We start from the raw sequence: 15,752 nt of genomic DNA, 5'->3' as shown, positions 1-15,752 counted from the left end.
CGCCTCCTTTGTCCTCTGTCGTTTTCACGGGGCATGGGGGGTGGGGTTCACAGGGCGCGGGCCGTCGTTCTCACGGGGGCGCGGGTTCGTCGGACACGGGTTCACGGGGCGCGGGTTCATGGGTTCACAGGGCGCGGGCGAGGGCGTGGCCCTCGTACATGGCGTCGAGCAGGGATCGGGGCGCCACCGCGTCACCGATGACGTGCACGGTCAGCCCGCTCCCCGCGAGGTCGGCGGCGAGGGTGTCGAGGGCGTCCGGAGGGTCGAGTTCGATCACGTCGGTGACCCCGTCGATCACGGTCTCGGCCGAGACGAGGGAGGAGCGCACCACGGCCCGTCCCTCACCGAACTCGGCGACGGCGCCGGTCCAGATGTCGACGCCCCGGTTCCTGAGCCGTTCGAGCGCGGTCATCCGGCTGTACTCGGTCACCCCCCACAGCGGGGACGTCGCCGGGGTGACCACGTGCACCGTCCCGCCGGACCCGGCGATGGTCTCGGCGACGGACGCGCAGGTCCAGGTGCCCTCCCGATCGACCACGACGACGGTCCGTCCCTCCCACGAACGACGTTCGAAGGCGGCGAGGGGGCGGCGGCGGGTCGATCCGGTGGCGATCACCACGACGTCGGGAGCCGCCGCGACCACCTCCTGGGCGGTCACCGCCCCCGCCCCGGTCCTGACGGTCACCCCGAGCCTGTCCAGCTCGTGCTCCTCGTAGGTCCGCAGCAGGTCGAGTTCGTGTCGTCCGATCCCCCGCCGCCCGACCCGCACCTGGCCGCCGAGCTCGTCGCCCCGCTCCCACAGGCGCACCCGGTGGCCGCGTTCCGCGGCGACCCTCGCGGTCTCCATTCCCGCCGGGCCGCCGCCGACGACGAGCACCGTCCTGGCCGGGCTCGCGGGTTCCGGGAGAACCGGCCACTCGGCCTCGCGTCCCACGGTGGGGTTCATCATGCAGGTGATGGCGCGATGCCCGGCGATCTCGCCGATGCAGAAGTTGCACGAGACGCAGGGCCGTACCTCGCCCTCGCGCCCCTCGGCCGTCTTGGCGAGCAGGTGGGGGTCGGCGATGTGGGCGCGGGTCATCGCGACGGCCGCGATCTCGCCGCCCGCGAGGACCCGTTCGGCGTCGTCGACGTCGACGAACCGGCAGGCCGCGAAGACCGGAACGTCACCCGCGACCTCGGCGATCGCGAGCGTCTCCGGCAGGTAGGGCGTCCGGCCCTCGCTCATGTCGGCGACGTGGTGACCGATGGACGGCACCGTGTAGGAGGCGACCGACACGTTGAGGAACGCGATCGGCCGGGTCCGGCACAGGAGTTCCGCGATGCGCCGCCCCTCGGCGAGGTCCTGCCCGCCCGGCAGCAGTTCGTCGGCGCTCATCCGCACCCCCACCAGCGCCGACGACCCGACCGCGTCCAGCACGTCGTCGAGCACCTCCAGCGGGAACCGCAGCCGGTTCTCCTCGGTGCCGCCGTAGTCGTCGGTCCGCGTGTTCGCGGCGGGTGAGATGAACTGGTGCAGCAGGTGCCCGTGCCCGAAGTGCACCTCGATCCCCTGGAACCCCGCCTCCACCGCGAGCAGCGCCGCCGTGACATAGGCCCGTCGCACCTCTTTCCTGTCGGCGGCGGTCATCACGTGCGGGACCTGGCCGGTGGTGTGCCAGGGCACGGCGCTCGGCCCCCACGACGCGGCCCGCCGGAAGAGGTTGTCGCTGTGGCGCCCGGTGTGGGTGATCTGGGTGAAGATCACGGCGCCCTCGTCGCGTACGGCGGTGACGATGTCGGCCAGGCCCGGCAGCGCGGCCCGGGAGGCGCTCAGCCCGCCCACGCGGCCCAGGCTCGTGTCGTGCACGCGCAGCGGCTCGGTGATGATCAGCCCGGCCCCACCTCTCGCCCGTTCCCTGTGGTAGGCGACGTGGCGGGCGGTCGGCAGGAAGTCCACGCCGAAGTTGGTGGTGTGGGCCGACACGAAGACGCGGTTGCGCAGGGTCAGGCCGCCCAGGTTCAGGGGTGCGAACACGTGCGGGTGACGTTCAGTCATCCCGCTGCTCCCGTACGGTGACCGTGACGACGGCGTTGCCCTTCACCACGTTGGAGATCGCGCAACGGCGTTCGGCGACGGGGATCGCGGTCTCCAGCGCGTCGCGCGGCACGCTCCTGGTGGTCACGTCGAGACGGATGGCGTCGATGGTCCAGCCCGCCGCGTCGATGCGCAGCACGCACGTGCCGGTGACCTCGACGGCCTGTTCCGGGGTGCCGGGGGCGACGGCGTCGAGGGCGCCGCGCAGGGCCATCGCGAAGCAGGCGGCGTGCGCGGCGGCGAGCAGTTCCTCGGGCGAGGTCGCGGGCGCGACGCTGTTCTTCCTGCTCTCCAGGGAGATCGGCAGCGGATCGGTGGCGCCCGAGGCGAGGGCGAGGCGGCCGGCTCCGCCGCGCAGCGCGCCGTCCCAGGCGGCGGTGGCGACGCGGCGTACCGTCGCGGTCGTCGTCGGCGCGGTCGGCGTCGTCGCCGTCGGCGCGGCCGTGCGCCAGCGCGGGTCGATCTCCTCCGTGGTACGTGCCCGGAGCACGCCGCTGATCTCCAGGTCGTTCCAGACCCGCTGTTCGACGATCCGGCCCGCGCTCAACCGGAACCGGTCCACGTAGCGCACGCCGTCGTACCCGACGCCCTGGTTGTTCTCGCCGTACAGGGTGCCCATCGACCAGACGACGACGTCACCCGAGGCTTCGGTGAACGCCTCGTACTCGGTGCGGTGCTTGTCGACATGCCGGTAGCGGGTGGCGGAGGCGTCCGCCAGGTCGCGAAGGGTGGTGTAAAGGCGGTCGCCCGGGAAGATCATCACGGCGTCGGGGGCGAGGTGGGTCCCTGCCGACTCCAGATCTCCCCGGCCGACCGCGGCCAGGAAATCCTCGACGATCGCGATGGCCGCGTCAGTGGTGCTCATGGGGTGTCCTTCATCCGGTCGGCGGCGCAGCGGATCGAGCGCACGATGGCGGCGTAGCCGGTGCAGCGGCACAGGTTGCCGTTGATCGCCTCGACGATCGCGTCGTCGTCGGGGTCGGGGTCGTCCTCCAGCAGCTCACAGGCGGTGAGCAGCATGCCGGGCAGGCAGTAGCCGCACTGGAAGCCGAACTCGTCCCAGAACGCCCGCTGCACCGGGTGCAGCCCGTCCTCGCCCGCGAGGCCCTCGATCGTGGTGAGGTCGGCGCCCTCCGCGCCGACCGCGAGCACCGAGCACGACTTGACGGTGGCGCCGTCGACGCGCACGGTGCAGGCGCCGCAGTCCCCGGTGAGGCAGCCGACGTGGGTGCCGGTCAGTCCGAGGTCCTCGCGGATGGCGTGGACGAGCAGTTTCGACGTCTCGACGTCGATCTCCCGCGCCCGGCCGTTCACGGTGAGGTTGACCCTGGTCATCGCGGTTCTCCTTCCTGGGCGGAGCGCGGTTCCCGGATGCCCCGCGACTCCTCGACGGCCCGCGATTCCTCGGTGGCCCGCACTTCCTCGACGGCCCGCGATTCCTCGGTGGCCCGCACTTCCTCGACGGCCCGCAGTTCCCGGACGGCCCGCAGGGCCGCCACCGGTGCGACCCGGCGGCGGTAGTCGCCGTCCGCGAGCACGTCGCTCCACGGTTCGGTGAGCACCCGCCCGACCTCCGCGCGCACGTGCCCGGGGTCGTCTGATTCGAGGTGCACCGGCAGCGGTGTGGCCGCGACCCCGCCGAGGGCGAGCCGCAGCCCTCCTCCGGGCAGGCGCACGCAGGCCGCCGTCGCGATGGGCCAGCTGCTCTCGGCGAGCTTGAGCTTGTGGTAGCCGAAGGGGCCGGCCGGGTCGGGCAGCACGAGCGCCGCCAGCACCTCGTCCGGCCGCCGCGCGGTGGTGAAGGCGCCGGTGAAGAAGTCGGCCGCCGCGACCTCGCGGACCCCGGCGGCCGAGACCAGCCGCAGCTCCGCCCCGAGGGCGACCAGCATGGCCGGGACCTCGGAGGACGGGTTGGCGTAGCAGGCAGACCCGCCGACGGTGCCCCGGTTGCGGATCTGCGGGCCGCCGGTGATCCCGCCCGCGATTCGCCGCAGCGGTGGCACCTGCTCGCCGCCGCCGCGCAGAAGACGGGTGTACGTGGTCGTCGCGCCCACGACCACGGTGTCGCCGGCCCGGGTGATCCCGGACAGTCCGGCCCGTGACAGGTCGACGACGACGTCCGCCGAGGTCCGGCCGTGGGTGAGGTCGGGGATGACCATCGTGCCGCCGCCCACGATCACGGCGTCGTGCCCGGCGAGCGCGGCCACCACCCCTTCGAGGTCGGTGGGCGCGTGGTAGGCGAAGTTCTGGGTGATCATTTCGAGCGGGCCCGTTCGATGAGGTCGAGCACGACCGGCGCCGGCAGCGGCACCTGTGTCACGGTGACGCCGAAGGGCGCGAGGGCGTCCTCGATCGCGTTCGCCACCGCCGCCTGCGCGCCGCCGACCCCGGCCTCGCCCGCGCCCTTGTTGCCGTACATGGTGAAGGGGCTCGGGGTGACCTGGTGTTCGAGGCGGACCTTCGGCAGGTCGCCGGCGCGAGGCAGCAGATAGGACTTGAAGCGGTCGCTGAGCAGGCGGCCCTCGTCGTCGTAGACGAGTTCCTCGGTGAGCGCCGCGCCGAGGCCCATCACGATCGCGCCGTGGGCCTGGCCCTCGACGAGGGCGGGGTTGATGACGACCCCGCAGTCGTGGGCCATCACGAAGTCGACCAGTTCGGTGAGGCCGGTGTCGGCGTCGACCTCGACGACGGCGGCGTGCAGACAGTTGGAGTAGGTGGGGTAAGGCTGGATACGTCCGCGTTCGTCCGGGACGTGGTTGATGTTGCCCGGCTTGAAGGCGCGGGTGGCCTCCAGAACCGGCTCGACCTCCGAGGCCACGGCGAACGCGCGGGTGAGCACGGCCGCGGCGACGTCGGGCACCGGCACCGACCGGTCGGGCTCGCCGGAGACCCGCACCACGCCGCCGGTCACCTCGACCTCGTCGGAGGAGACGCCCAGCATGCGGGCGCCGACCGTGGCGATCTTGGCCCGTACGTCGCGGGCGGCGAGCGCGGCGGACCCGCCGCCGACGACCATGCCGCGCCCGCTGAAGTTGCCGAACCCGCTCGGGCACCGGTCGGTGTCACCCTGGACGACCTGGATCCAGCTCAGCGGCACCCCGAGCTCGTCGCAGACGATCTGCGCGATCGCGGTGTCGTTGCCGCCGCCGGGGCTGGTCACCCCGGTCAGCACGGTGACGCCGCCGCTCATGTTCATCCGGACCGTCGTCACGTCGAACCCGGAGACGAAGGTGCCGGGACCGTCGGCCGACTCCGGCGTGAGCTCGAAGGCGAGCCCGATCCCGAGGTGCCGCCCCTGGGCACGCAGCTCGCGCTGGCGGTCGCGCAGGGCGTCGTAGTCCAGCGCCTTGAGCGCCTTGTCGAGCAGGCCGGGGAAGTCGCCGCTGTCGATGTTCAGGCCGGTCGCGGTGCGGAAGGGGAATCGGTCGGGCGGTACGAAGTTGACCCGCCGCACCCGCGCCGGATCGGCCCCCAGCCCGCGGGCCACCAGGTCGACGACCCGTTCCATCACGAAGTGGGCGCCGTCCTTGCCGAAACCCCTCGCGGCGTTCAGCGGCGGCTTGTTGGTCGCCACCACGTGCAGTTCGGCCTCGACGTTCGGTACGAGGTAACCGGAGGCGAGCGTGGTCGCCGACATGTTGGGCATCGCCCAGCCCGGCTGTGCCGTCACCGCGCCCGCGTTCGCGACGATCCGGTCCCTGACCGCGACGATGCGCCCGTCGCGCATCGCGCCGACGGTGACACGGTGCACCTGTTCGCGGGCCCCCGACAGGAAACACTCGCGGCGGTCCTCGATCCACTTCACCGGCGCGCCGGTGAGCCTGCTGAGCAGGCAGATCAGGGTCTCCTCCGGGTGTCCCTGCATCTTCAGCCCGAAACTGCCGCCGACCCGCGCGGTGACGACCCTGATCCTGGTCTCGTCGAGGCCGAGGCTGCGGGCCAGCATCCAGCGAAGCTGGTGGGGGTTCTGGACGGAACCGTGCACGGTCAGCGACTCGTCGAAGCGGTCCCAGGAGGCGAGGTAGCCGCGCGGCTCCATGGGCGCGGTGGTGCTACGGCCGATGCGGATCGTCTCGGTGACGACGAGGTCGGCCGTTTCGAGGGCGGCGTCGACGTCGCCGGTGCCGTAGTGGTTGTGCAGGATGACGTTGTCGGGCCAGTCGTCGTACAACCGGGGCGCGTCGGGCCGCAGCGCGGCGTCGGCGTCGAGCACGTGGGGCAGCCGCTCGTAGCCGACCCTGACCAGTCCGGCCGCCGCCTCGGCCTCGCGGCGGGTGCGGGCGACCACGGCGGCGACGGCCTGACCGGCGTGGACCACCTTGTCCACGGCCAGGCAGCGCACCTCGGCGCGGCGTCCGCCCCGGGCGGCCGGGTCGATGAAGTGCGGGATCGGCCCGCTGTGCCGAGCCGCCCTCTCCCCGGTCAGCACCAGCTCGACACCCGGGGCACGCTCGGCCTCGGAGATGTCGATCCCGGTGATGCGCGCGTGCGCGACGTCACTGCGGACGATCGCGGCGTGCATCATGCCGGGCAGGACGTAGTCGTCCACGAACCGGCCCCGCCCGGTCAGCAGGACCTCGCCGTCCGCCTTGCGGACCGAGGTGCCGATCGCCGTCACGGCAGCCGTACCCTGACCCGCTGGCCGGTGCGGTGGAACGGATTGCGCTTCTCGACGTCGAACTTGTCGAGCTCGCCGTTCTCGTCGAGGCGGCACTGCAGGCCCTGGGTGAGCCGTTCGTGGCTGGTGATCAGAAAGAGCTGGCCGTCGACCGAGGGGAACGGCGGCTCGTGCCAGGTGCCCCGGTAGAGGTTGATCGACACGTCGCCCGGCACCACAAACGCCTTCACCTGGTCGAGCGGCGGGAAACCGTGCTCCAGCGGCACGTCCGGCGGCGCGACGACGGCGACGTAGGGCTTGCCGCCGAGCGGGATCATCGTCTGCGTCATCTCGACGTGGCGCTCCAGGTAGCGCAGGTTGTCGCCCCGCATGCCGACGCGGAACACCAGGAACTCCGGCGGGGTGTCGGAGTCGAGCCGGATCGGCCCGTGCACGGCGTTCTTGCCGGAGTAGAAGTCGATCGGCAACCGGGGGGTGGCCTCCAGCGACATCACCTCGCCGTAGGGGGCGAAGTCGGCGGCCGTGAGCGGCTGCGGGGTGATGACGTGCTGCGGACTGTCCGGGCTCAGCATGGCTGTCCTCCTGTCGTGATCGTGACCAGGGCGCGTACGGGGGTGTCCTTCGCCGTCAGGAGCAACTCGGCGGCGCGGTCGGCGGCCTCCTCCCCGGCGACGGGGACGGCCGAGCCCCGATACTTGCCGAGCAGCTCCTGGCTGGTCAGCGGGTTGCGGCTGTCTCCTACCGGCAGGTCGATCTGGCGGGTGTGCGTCCCCTTCCCGGTCGTGACGGTGACGCGGGTCGCGGTGTACTCCGGGTAGCGCGCGTCGAGGTCGGGGGCGACCCGGATGCGGACCGAGGCGGCCACCCGGTTGACGAGCGGATCCGAGGTGCGCTCCGGGGCGTACTGGGCGGCGGTGACGTCGCGGTCGGCGAGGGCGACGGCCGCCACGTACGGCAGGCTCAACGTGCACGGCACCACCGAGCCACCCGCGGGACGGTCGACCAGGACCTTGGCGACGTCGTAGGTCTCGACGTCGACGGCGGTCACCTCGGCCACGTCGAGGTCGTGTTCGGCGGCGAGCTCGGCGCACGCCTGGGCGGCGCCGTGGGTGTGGCGGCACCCGGCGAAACGCTTCTGGTGGACCTCCAGGACCGTCCACTCCTCGCCCAGTCCGTCGGTGAGGCGGGAGTCCGTGGGGTCGCCGCGGAACAGGGCGACCAGCCCTCTCGGGTGTTCGACGACCTCGTCCCAGCCGGTGAGCCCGGCCTGGGCGTGCAGGGCGCCCTCGACCCCCGCGCGGGCGATCTGCCCGGCGAACGCGGGCTTCACGGTGAACCCGGCGAAGATCTCCTCGATCATGACGGCGGGCACGAAGAACCCGGCGGCGCCGACGGCCGACACGATCCCGTCCTCGTCGAGGCCGAGCAGCTTCGCGCATCCGGCGGCGGCGCCGTACCCGGCGGCCACCGGGAACCATCCGGCGACGGTCGCGCCGGGGTGCATGACCCGGCCGATCCGGTTCGCCACCTCGTACGCCGCCACCACCGCCGTCAGCAGCGCGCGCAGGTCGGCGTCGCGGGACTCGGCCACCGCGAGCAGCGCGGGAAGGGCGTGGGAGGGATGGAATCCGCCGAACCGGTATCCGTCCTGGTGTTCCAGTACGTCGGCCGCGCATCCGTTCGCGTAGGCGGCGTCCGCCAGGGTGGTGGAGAAACCGGCACCGAGCACGGTCGCCTCAGGGGTGCCGCCCCTGGCGCGGACCAGTTCGGTGATGGTGGCCGCCTCCGGGACCCGGCCGCCCGCCAGTGCCGCCCCGAAGAAGTCGAGCAGCAGGTGGCGGGCCTTGGCGACGACCGGCTCCGGCAGGTCGTCGAAGGTCAGCTCCGCGACGAAGCGGGCCAGCGCGCGGGTCGCCCCGCGCGTCGCCCCGCCGGTCGATTCGTTCGTCGTCCCGTTCGTCGGCCCGTCGGTCGTCCCGCCCATCAGATCTCACCGAGCTGGGAGCGCAGGTGCTGGACGATCTCCCCGAACTGCGGTGTCTTGACGATGTCGAGCGACCTCGGGCGGGGGAAGTCGATCTCGACGACGTCCTGGATGCGTCCGGGCCGCTGCGAGAGCAGCACCACCCGGTCGGCGAGGAAGACCGCCTCGGAGATCGAGTGGGTGACCAGCACGGTCGTCTTCCCCGTGTCCATCCACAGCTGCTGGAGCATGGAGTTCATCCGGTCGCGCGTCATCGCGTCGAGGGCGCCGAAGGGCTCGTCCATGAGCAGGATCGACGGCCGGTGGATCAGCGCCCGCGCGATGGCGACCCGCTGCTGCATGCCACCGGAGAGCGCGCGCGGGAAGTGTTCGAGGAAGTCCGCCAGGCCCATCATGTCGGCGAGTTCCTCGGCCCTGCTGCGGCGCTCCTTGCGGCCGACGCCCTTGCCCTCCAGCGGCAGGGCGATGTTCTTCCAGATCTTCCGCCACGGCATCAGCGTCGCCTGCTGGAAGACGAAGCCGAGCGAGCCGAGCGCCTCCCGCGAAGGAGTGTTGTCGCCCTCCGAGTACAGGAGTTTGTCGCCGATGACGATCGTGCCCTCGGTCGGCGCGATGAGCCCGCCGAGCATCCGCAGGAGCGTCGTCTTCCCGCAGCCGGAGGGGCCGAGCAGCACGACGAACTCGCGCGGCTTGATCTCCAGGTCGGTCGGGACGAGGGCGCGGACCGGTCCGGCGTCGGTGGTGTACTCCTTGCCGACGCCCTTGATCGAGATCGCCGCCCCGCCGTCGATCATCCGTTCATCGGACATACGCACGCTCCGACAGCTCGTCCCAGGTGTTGCCGGGTTCGGGGACGCGGTACTCGGTGGTCGGCGCCGCGTCGGAGCGGATGAACGACATCGTCCCGCCGCGTGAGTAGAGCGGGCCGTGGAAGACCCCCGGTGAGCGGAAGAAGTAGCCGCCCTCGCGGATCACGCCGAGCGGGCCCATCAGCACGTCGCCGTAGATCTTGAACGACTCCTCGTAGACCGGGTGGGCCTCTGCCATGGGCGACTTCCAGCCGGGCATCATCGCGGCGAGGTAGATGTAGACCTCGCCGTCGGAGCGCAGCGTCTTCGACATCGCCCCGACTTCGAGCTCCACCTCGCCGCTCCAGCCGGCCGGGATCCACGGTTCCCGCTCGGGGGTGATCCGCAGAAGCGGTTCACCGGAGCCGACGCCGGCGGCGAAGCCGGGCTCGCCCCAGAATCCGGCGTAGACGGTGAGGCCGCGTACCGACGCGACCAGGTCGATCGCGCTGCCCGCCCGGGCGTAGACGTAGTCGCCGGTGCGGAGCGGCTCTCCGTCGAGCAACCCCTCCCCCGCGACCACGAACAGATCCACCCCGGCGGACAGCACACCCTGGTGACGGCCGGTCAGCCGGTGGACCGCGGTCTCCGCGCCCGTGCCGGCGTCGCGGCTCAGCAACCGCTTGAGCCCGCCCTGCGCCGCGCCGAACGCCCCGTCCTGGACGGGCTGCCACGGCACGTCCTGGGTCTGGACGAAGTCGACGTCAGGCCTGTTCCACATCACATGCTCCCTGGATCGGTGGTGGCGCCGGCCGCCCGGCGTCCGAGCATCCGGCCGAACCCGAGTGCGGGAGTGACGCTCATCCCGCTCACGAACGACTTGCCGGACAAGGTGCTGCCGCCGATGACCTCGCCCGCGGCCCACAGGTTCGCGAACGGGCCGTCGGGCCCGATGACACGCAGCCGGCTGTCGACGGCGAGCCCCGCCGGGCTCTTCAGCGTGGTGCCGTGGTTCAGTACGGCGTAGTACGGCGGTTCTGCGATCGGCGCGGGCAGGTGGGCCCGGCCGAAGGGGTCGTCGCCCGAGGCGACGGCCGTGTTGTAGGCGGCCACGGTGTCGGCCAGGACGCCGGGATCCATCCCGGCGGCCCGCGCCAGCGTCGTCAGGTCGAGCGCGGTGACGAACGACGGGTGGTCGTCGAAGGCCCGGTCGAGCTCCGTCTCGTCCCAGGTGGGGAACAGCGCCGGCGCCGACCGGCGGATCGCGGCGTCGTACACCACCCAGAACTTCAGCTCGGGCTGGGCGAGCAGGGCGTTCTCCCGGTCGTCGACGCTCGGGGCGTCCTCGGCGACGAACCGCTCGCCGCGGGTGTTCACGTGGATCTCCCACGGGGCCCGCGCCTGCGGGGTGAGGGCCGGATAGTCGTCCAGCCCCACCGTCTCCCAGGTGCTGCCCGACCGCAGCACCCCGCCGTACGTGGGAAGGAAGCGGTCCTGACCGCGCACCCGGCCACCGGCGTCGACGGCGGCGAGGATGCCGGAACCCTCGGCGCCCGGCGAGGCGGGGCCCGCGAGCGGCGCCCCCGACGTGAGCCGGGGGAACAACTCGGGGTTGCCCGCGTAGCCGCCGCTGGTGAGGATCACGTTCGTCGCGTCGATCTCCCGGAACGTTCCATCGGGGTCCCGGACCGTCACCCCGGCCACCCTGGGCTCCCCGGGCTTTCCGGTCTCCACAGCACGTTCCGCGGTCCGGAACGCCACCAGTTCGGTGCCGAGCGCCAACGTGACCGATCCCGCGCACGCCTTCTCGAACGCCGGGAGCAGCACCTCCAGCACCGACCGCCCCGCGTTGCGCCCCCAGTAGGTGCGCGGCAGCAGGTAGGGCTCGTGGAAGTGCAGCACCGCCGGGGCGTCGGGGTCCATGTCGAAACCCGAGGCCATCAGCCATTCGATCGTCGCGGGCGCGTGGTCCACCGCGAGCCGGACCAGCTCCGGATCGGCGGTGTTCCTGCTGATCCGCATCACGTCGTCGAAGTGCAGGTCGGGGCTGTCACGGATGCCCTTGGCACGCTGCAGGGCGGTGCCGCCCGCCGAGAGCTGTGCCCAGGACCGCCACAGGGTGCCGCCGGGCCGGTCGCCCTTCTCGACGACCGTGACCCGCAGACCGTGCGCCGCGGCCTCGATCGCGGCCGGCAACCCGGCGGTGCCGGCGCCGACCACCACGAGGTCGGTGGTCGTGGTGCGCTGCATCAGGAGCGGCCTTTCACACGGAGTCGATGAACGTGGTGTCGATGAAGTCGGTGACCGGCCGCTTGGTGTCCTTGATCATTCCGGACTTGCGCATCAGCTCGATCCCGCTCTCCCAGACGGCGGTGTCCATCGACAGGAAGTCACCGTTCTTGGCGGTGCTGACCTTGACCTCGGCGGCGACCTTCGCGGCGGCCAGTGCCTTGTCGGAGACCTCGATCTCGTTGAGCACGCCCACGGCCTCCAGCACCTTGTCGGTGTTGGCGGTGTCCGCCATGAACTTCCACGCCTTGCGGCAGGCCCGCAGGAAGCTGGTGATCGCCTCGCCCTCGGCCTGCGCGGTCTCCCTGGTGACGAAGTAGGAGTCGCCGGGGAGCGGCGCGAACAGGTCGGTGTTCAGGTAGTTCAGCTCGATGTTGCGCTGCCTGAAGGCCGTCTCGGAACCGATGAAGGTGATGAAGCCGTCCACCTCGCCCCGGTTGAGGAACTCCAGCGAGCCGACGTCGGCGCCGGTGACGACCTTCTTCACCTTCGTGGGGTCAAGCCCCTCGGCGACCGACATCGCGTCGAGCAGCAGCTCGGTGGTGCCGCCCTTGGAGATGACGCCGATGGTCTTGCCCTGCCACTGCTCGGGGCTGGTCAGCGGCTTGTCCGGCAGGGACGCGACGCTGTACTGGCTGACCTGGTCCTTCTGGCCGACCGTGACGATCGGGGTGTCCTGGTCGGCGATGAGCGGGCAGGTGATGACGGAGGCGGCCTTGCCGAACATGGCCTGCTTGCCCGCCACCTGGGAGACGGAGCTCGCCGTGCCGGTGCCGCCGATCGACGTGATCAGCAGGCCCTCCTCGGCGAAGAACCCCTGGGCCTGGGCGACGTACACGTCGGAGTGGGCGATGATGTGTTGGAACGGGGTCATGTAGACGAGGTTGCGCAGCTGCTCGCCCGAAGGACCGGTGCTGGCGGCGGTGTCCCCGCCGGAGCCGTCCGACGAGCACCCGATGAGGAACTGGCTTCCGGTGGCGGTGGCGACGAGCAGCCCGGCCCCGCGGAGGAAGTTGCGGCGGTCCATGTAGGTGTTCCTGTTCTAGAGAGACGTGGGACGGCCGGACGACTCGTGCCAGGGGATCGCGAACCTCCGGATGGCCGCGGTGACGGCGTAGAGGAGGAAACCGAGCACCGTCATCACGATCACGACCGCGAAGAGCATGTCGGTGCGGAGACCGGCCAGCATCATCGTCGCGAGGGCACCCAGGCCCTCGTCGCCACCGAGGTACTCGCCGACGACGGCGCCGGTGATGGCGAAGACGATGCCCAGCTCCACGCCGGTGAGCACATAGGGCAGCGAGGACGGGATGTCCAGGGAGATCACACGCTTCCACCAGGGTGCCTGGATGACGCGCATGAGATCGCGGTGACCGGGTTCGATCGACCGGATCCCGAGGATCGTGTTCTGCATCATCACGAAGAACGCGATGATCGCCGCCATGAAGATCTTGGATGTGGGTCCGAAACCGAACCACAGAAGGAACAGCGGGACGATGGCCACCTTCGGTACGACCTGGGTGGCGATGAGGAACGGCGACAGGACCCGTTCCAGTCTGCGGGCCTTGCCGAGGATGATGCCCAGGGCCACCCCGACGACGGCGGCGAGGGCGAACCCGACCAGCGTCTCGTAGAGGGTGACCTTGATCGCCTCGTAGATGAGCGAGCCCTGCATCAGTTCGACCAGGGCCGCGCCGACCGTCTCGGGCGGGGGAAGCATCAGCTCTCCGACGCCGAACAGCACGGTGTAGGCCTTCCACGCCCCGATGAAGACCAGAAGCAGCAGAGGGGTGGTGATCCACAGCATCAACGAGGAATCGGTCCACTTACGTCGAGGCGCGCGGGGCCGCATCTCCTCCGAAGTGCGGACTGAGGTCGACATGTGCTGCCCTCCAGGCTCCCGGTGTATCGCTGGGCGGAACGCCGTACCGGATACCGTGATGCTAGGCGCGCCACCAAAAGCAGGTCAAGGGATCCATCACTGTTTTTCGAGTTTGTAACACGCAGGGGCGATTTGACGCTTTTATCACCATATCTGAGGGTGACCGGTGCGCAATCGATCGCTACACAGAGTGATAACAGCAGGTAAAAGAGGCGCCGCCGCGTCGACGGCGGGCGCCTGTCAGGGATTTCGGTCAGTCGGCCCTCAGGGGCGGCCGGCCCGAACGGTGAGCCGGCCCCGCAGTCGGCCGGTCCTGAGGATCAACCGCGTTCCGCTCAGGAAACCGGGCGGCGAAGCCGGGAAGGCAACGGAGCCAGGGGCGGCGAGGCCGGGAGGGCAGCGGAGCCAGGAAGATCGCGAAGTGAAGGTCGCGAGGTAGGGAGATGGAGCCAGGAAGGCGGCGAAGTCAGGAGGAACGGTAACCGAGCTGGCGGGAGACCTCGGTGGCGGCCTCGTGGACGAGGCGGCCGTACTCCTCGATGTTGCCGACGCTGAGCCGGCTCACCGGCCCGCAGACCGAGATCGAGCCGTAAACCCGGCCGGTCGCCTCGTGGACCGCCGCCGCGACCGACGCCGCCCCCTGCTGGCGCTCGCCGAGGCTCACGGCGTAACCGCGCTGCCGGATGGTCTCCAGCTCGTCGGCGAGCCGGGCCGGGTCCTGGATCGTGATCCCGGTCAGCGCCTCAAGCGGCTGCGAGGACAGGTAACCGCGGATCTCCTCGGCCTCCATCGCGGCCAGGATCGCCTTCGACGACCCGCCGGCGTGGAGCGGGTAGAGCCGCCCGAGCTGCACCGACATGCGGATCTCCTGCGGTGAGAGCACCTGGGTGAGATACATGCGCTGGGTGCCGTACCGCACCGAGAGGGTCGCGGTCTCCTTGGTGTGGGCGACCAGCCGTTCGAGGTAGGGCTGGGCGATCCTCGGCACCTCCATCTGCGCCATCGCCGCCAGGCCCACGCTCACCGCGCCGGGCCCCAGGCGGTAACGCCGGGTGCGCTCGTCGAAGGAGAAGAAGTCGGCCGCCACGAGGGTGCGGACCACCCGGTGGACCACCGCCTTGCTCAGCCCGAGCGACCTGGCCAGCTCGGAGACGCCGATGTCGGGCTCCTTCGCCGCCGCGACCGCGAAGATCACCTGCAGTGCCCTCTCGACACCGCTGCTGGTCTGCCCGTCGTCGGCAGGGGTCCCGTTCGCCGTACTCTCCTCCGCCCGCACAAGCTCAGAGCATAGCCCGCCCCCGGGTCGTCCGGCCTCACCCATCCCTGATACAAATGTCCGGATGGCGAAGACTTCCCTGGTGGTGGGGGGTGCGGGTGGCATCGGCCGCGCCTGCGCCGACCGCCTGCGCGCCCTCGGCCACGACCTGATCGTCATCGACAGAGCCCTCGGCCACGACGCGAGCGACCCCTCCTCGGTACGTGAGGCACTCGGTGACACCCCGATCCTGGACAACGTCGTCCACGCCGCCGGCTCCGTCGGCGAGGGCGGCATCGAGGAGCTCGACCTGGCCCAGTGGCGCCGGGTGCTCGACGACAACCTGACCTCCGCCCTCGTCGTCACCCAGGCGGCGCTCCCCCTGATGGGCGAGGGCGGCTCGGTCGTCCTGTTCAGCTCGGTCAACGGCCGCCACGGCGGCAACCGCCTGTCAGGCCCCGCCTACGCCACCGCGAAGGCCGGGCTGATCGGCCTCACCCGCCACCTGGCCAAGGACCAGGCGGCGAGGGGGATCCGGGTGAACGCGGTGGCCCCCGGCCCGGTGGCGACCCCGATGCTGACCCGCCTGTCCGAGGAGGAGATGGACGCCCTGCGACGCCAGATCCCCCTCGGCCGGGTGACCAGCCCCGAGGAGATCGCCGGCACGGTCGAGTGGTTGTGCTCCTCATCCGCCGCCTCGGTCACCGGGGCGGTGATCGACGTCAACGGCGGCATGTGGATGGGCTGACCTCGTACGGGAACGGGACTCACCGGTGCCGCCTACATCGCCCACCGGCTTGCCCGGCCGGCCCTGTACGGGGACGGACTACTTCGCCCACCGGCTCGCCCAGCCGCCCCC

14 protein-coding genes are annotated in these 15,752 nt (G+C 71.4%); 1 reads left to right on the top strand and 13 read right to left on the bottom strand.

All coding sequences use genetic code 11. From position 1 onward, the window contains the following. Nucleotides 1–124 precede the first annotated feature (124 nt). The 13 genes from ACFY3V_RS33550 to ACFY3V_RS33490 all read right to left on the bottom strand — a co-directional run bounded on the left by ACFY3V_RS33550 (nucleotide 125) and on the right by ACFY3V_RS33490 (nucleotide 14,914). Nucleotides 125–2,038: an NAD-binding protein gene (locus tag ACFY3V_RS33550; RefSeq protein WP_389779120.1), complete on the bottom strand. Its 1,914-nt coding sequence runs from the start codon at nucleotides 2,036–2,038 to the stop codon at nucleotides 125–127. Next, a complete protein-coding gene (locus ACFY3V_RS33545; protein ID WP_389779118.1) occupies nucleotides 2,031–2,942 on the bottom strand; it encodes an OsmC family peroxiredoxin in 912 nt (303 codons plus the stop codon). Before ACFY3V_RS33545 ends, ACFY3V_RS33550 begins: the two co-directional genes overlap by 8 nt. After that, nucleotides 2,939–3,412, bottom strand: a complete 474-nt coding sequence (locus tag ACFY3V_RS33540) for a (2Fe-2S)-binding protein (protein WP_350945416.1) — start codon at nucleotides 3,410–3,412, stop codon at nucleotides 2,939–2,941. Before ACFY3V_RS33540 ends, ACFY3V_RS33545 begins: the two co-directional genes overlap by 4 nt. Further along, nucleotides 3,409–4,335, bottom strand: coding sequence for an FAD binding domain-containing protein (locus ACFY3V_RS33535; RefSeq protein ID WP_389779115.1), 927 nt, complete (start codon nucleotides 4,333–4,335; stop codon nucleotides 3,409–3,411). Before ACFY3V_RS33535 ends, ACFY3V_RS33540 begins: the two co-directional genes overlap by 4 nt. Next, nucleotides 4,332–6,695, bottom strand: a complete 2,364-nt coding sequence (locus ACFY3V_RS33530; protein ID WP_389779113.1) for a xanthine dehydrogenase family protein molybdopterin-binding subunit — start codon at nucleotides 6,693–6,695, stop codon at nucleotides 4,332–4,334. Before ACFY3V_RS33530 ends, ACFY3V_RS33535 begins: the two co-directional genes overlap by 4 nt. Next, nucleotides 6,692–7,267 (bottom strand): ureidoglycolate lyase, encoded by a 576-nt coding sequence (locus ACFY3V_RS33525; protein WP_389779111.1) that lies wholly within the window; start codon nucleotides 7,265–7,267, stop codon nucleotides 6,692–6,694. The genes ACFY3V_RS33530 and ACFY3V_RS33525 overlap by 4 nt, the downstream gene beginning before the upstream one ends. Then, entirely contained in the window at nucleotides 7,261–8,679 is a 1,419-nt protein-coding gene (locus ACFY3V_RS33520; RefSeq protein WP_389779109.1) for an MmgE/PrpD family protein, read from the bottom strand. Before ACFY3V_RS33520 ends, ACFY3V_RS33525 begins: the two co-directional genes overlap by 7 nt. Continuing rightward, the gene (locus ACFY3V_RS33515) at nucleotides 8,679–9,488 is read right to left on the bottom strand and encodes an ABC transporter ATP-binding protein (RefSeq protein ID WP_350945421.1); all 810 of its coding nucleotides are present in this window, start codon (nucleotides 9,486–9,488) and stop codon (nucleotides 8,679–8,681) included. The genes ACFY3V_RS33520 and ACFY3V_RS33515 overlap by 1 nt, the downstream gene beginning before the upstream one ends. After that, entirely contained in the window at nucleotides 9,478–10,248 is a 771-nt protein-coding gene (locus ACFY3V_RS33510) for a hypothetical protein (protein WP_350945422.1), read from the bottom strand. The genes ACFY3V_RS33515 and ACFY3V_RS33510 overlap by 11 nt, the downstream gene beginning before the upstream one ends. Next, on the bottom strand, nucleotides 10,248–11,717 hold the full coding sequence (locus ACFY3V_RS33505) for an FAD-dependent oxidoreductase (protein WP_389779106.1): 1,470 nt from the start codon (nucleotides 11,715–11,717) through the stop codon (nucleotides 10,248–10,250). The genes ACFY3V_RS33510 and ACFY3V_RS33505 overlap by 1 nt, the downstream gene beginning before the upstream one ends. A gap of 13 nt (nucleotides 11,718–11,730) precedes the next feature. Then, nucleotides 11,731–12,783: an ABC transporter substrate-binding protein gene (locus ACFY3V_RS33500; RefSeq protein ID WP_362903711.1), complete on the bottom strand. Its 1,053-nt coding sequence runs from the start codon at nucleotides 12,781–12,783 to the stop codon at nucleotides 11,731–11,733. Nucleotides 12,784–12,798: 15 nt separating this feature from the next. After that, a complete protein-coding gene (locus tag ACFY3V_RS33495; protein ID WP_389779104.1) occupies nucleotides 12,799–13,563 on the bottom strand; it encodes an ABC transporter permease in 765 nt (254 codons plus the stop codon). 541 nt (nucleotides 13,564–14,104) lie between these two features. Continuing rightward, the gene (locus ACFY3V_RS33490) at nucleotides 14,105–14,914 is read right to left on the bottom strand and encodes an IclR family transcriptional regulator (protein WP_350945426.1); all 810 of its coding nucleotides are present in this window, start codon (nucleotides 14,912–14,914) and stop codon (nucleotides 14,105–14,107) included. Nucleotides 14,915–14,978: 64 nt separating this feature from the next. Between ACFY3V_RS33490 and ACFY3V_RS33485 the strand changes: the two genes are divergently transcribed. Further along, nucleotides 14,979–15,641 (top strand): SDR family NAD(P)-dependent oxidoreductase, encoded by a 663-nt coding sequence (locus ACFY3V_RS33485; protein WP_389779101.1) that lies wholly within the window; start codon nucleotides 14,979–14,981, stop codon nucleotides 15,639–15,641. Nucleotides 15,642–15,752: the final 111 nt, after the last annotated feature.

It is taken from the genome of Streptosporangium sp. NPDC000095 (assembly GCF_042899335.1).
Classification (GTDB): Bacteria; Actinomycetota; Actinomycetes; order Streptosporangiales; family Streptosporangiaceae; genus Streptosporangium.
The sequence above is the reverse complement of the archived record's forward strand: the minus strand, read 5'-3'. Positions and strand labels throughout refer to the sequence as shown.

Excerpts from the sequence above, each read along its gene's own strand:
- ACFY3V_RS33510 (WP_350945422.1), bottom strand. The coding sequence starts at position 10,248 with ATGTGGAACAGGCCTGACGTCGACTTCGTCCAGACCCAGGACGTGCCG.
- ACFY3V_RS33540 (WP_350945416.1), bottom strand. The coding sequence starts at position 3,412 with ATGACCAGGGTCAACCTCACCGTGAACGGCCGGGCGCGGGAGATCGAC.
- ACFY3V_RS33485 (WP_389779101.1), top strand. The coding sequence starts at position 14,979 with ATGGCGAAGACTTCCCTGGTGGTGGGGGGTGCGGGTGGCATCGGCCGC.
- ACFY3V_RS33515 (WP_350945421.1), bottom strand. The coding sequence starts at position 9,488 with ATGTCCGATGAACGGATGATCGACGGCGGGGCGGCGATCTCGATCAAG.
- ACFY3V_RS33525 (WP_389779111.1), bottom strand. The coding sequence starts at position 7,267 with ATGCTGAGCCCGGACAGTCCGCAGCACGTCATCACCCCGCAGCCGCTC.
- ACFY3V_RS33545 (WP_389779118.1), bottom strand. The coding sequence starts at position 2,942 with ATGAGCACCACTGACGCGGCCATCGCGATCGTCGAGGATTTCCTGGCC.
- ACFY3V_RS33505 (WP_389779106.1), bottom strand. The coding sequence starts at position 11,717 with ATGCAGCGCACCACGACCACCGACCTCGTGGTGGTCGGCGCCGGCACC.
- ACFY3V_RS33495 (WP_389779104.1), bottom strand. The coding sequence starts at position 13,563 with ATGCTGTGGATCACCACCCCTCTGCTGCTTCTGGTCTTCATCGGGGCG.
- ACFY3V_RS33520 (WP_389779109.1), bottom strand. The coding sequence starts at position 8,679 with ATGGGCGGGACGACCGACGGGCCGACGAACGGGACGACGAACGAATCG.
- ACFY3V_RS33500 (WP_362903711.1), bottom strand. The coding sequence starts at position 12,783 with ATGGACCGCCGCAACTTCCTCCGCGGGGCCGGGCTGCTCGTCGCCACC.
- ACFY3V_RS33535 (WP_389779115.1), bottom strand. The coding sequence starts at position 4,335 with ATGATCACCCAGAACTTCGCCTACCACGCGCCCACCGACCTCGAAGGG.
- ACFY3V_RS33550 (WP_389779120.1), bottom strand. The coding sequence starts at position 2,038 with ATGACTGAACGTCACCCGCACGTGTTCGCACCCCTGAACCTGGGCGGC.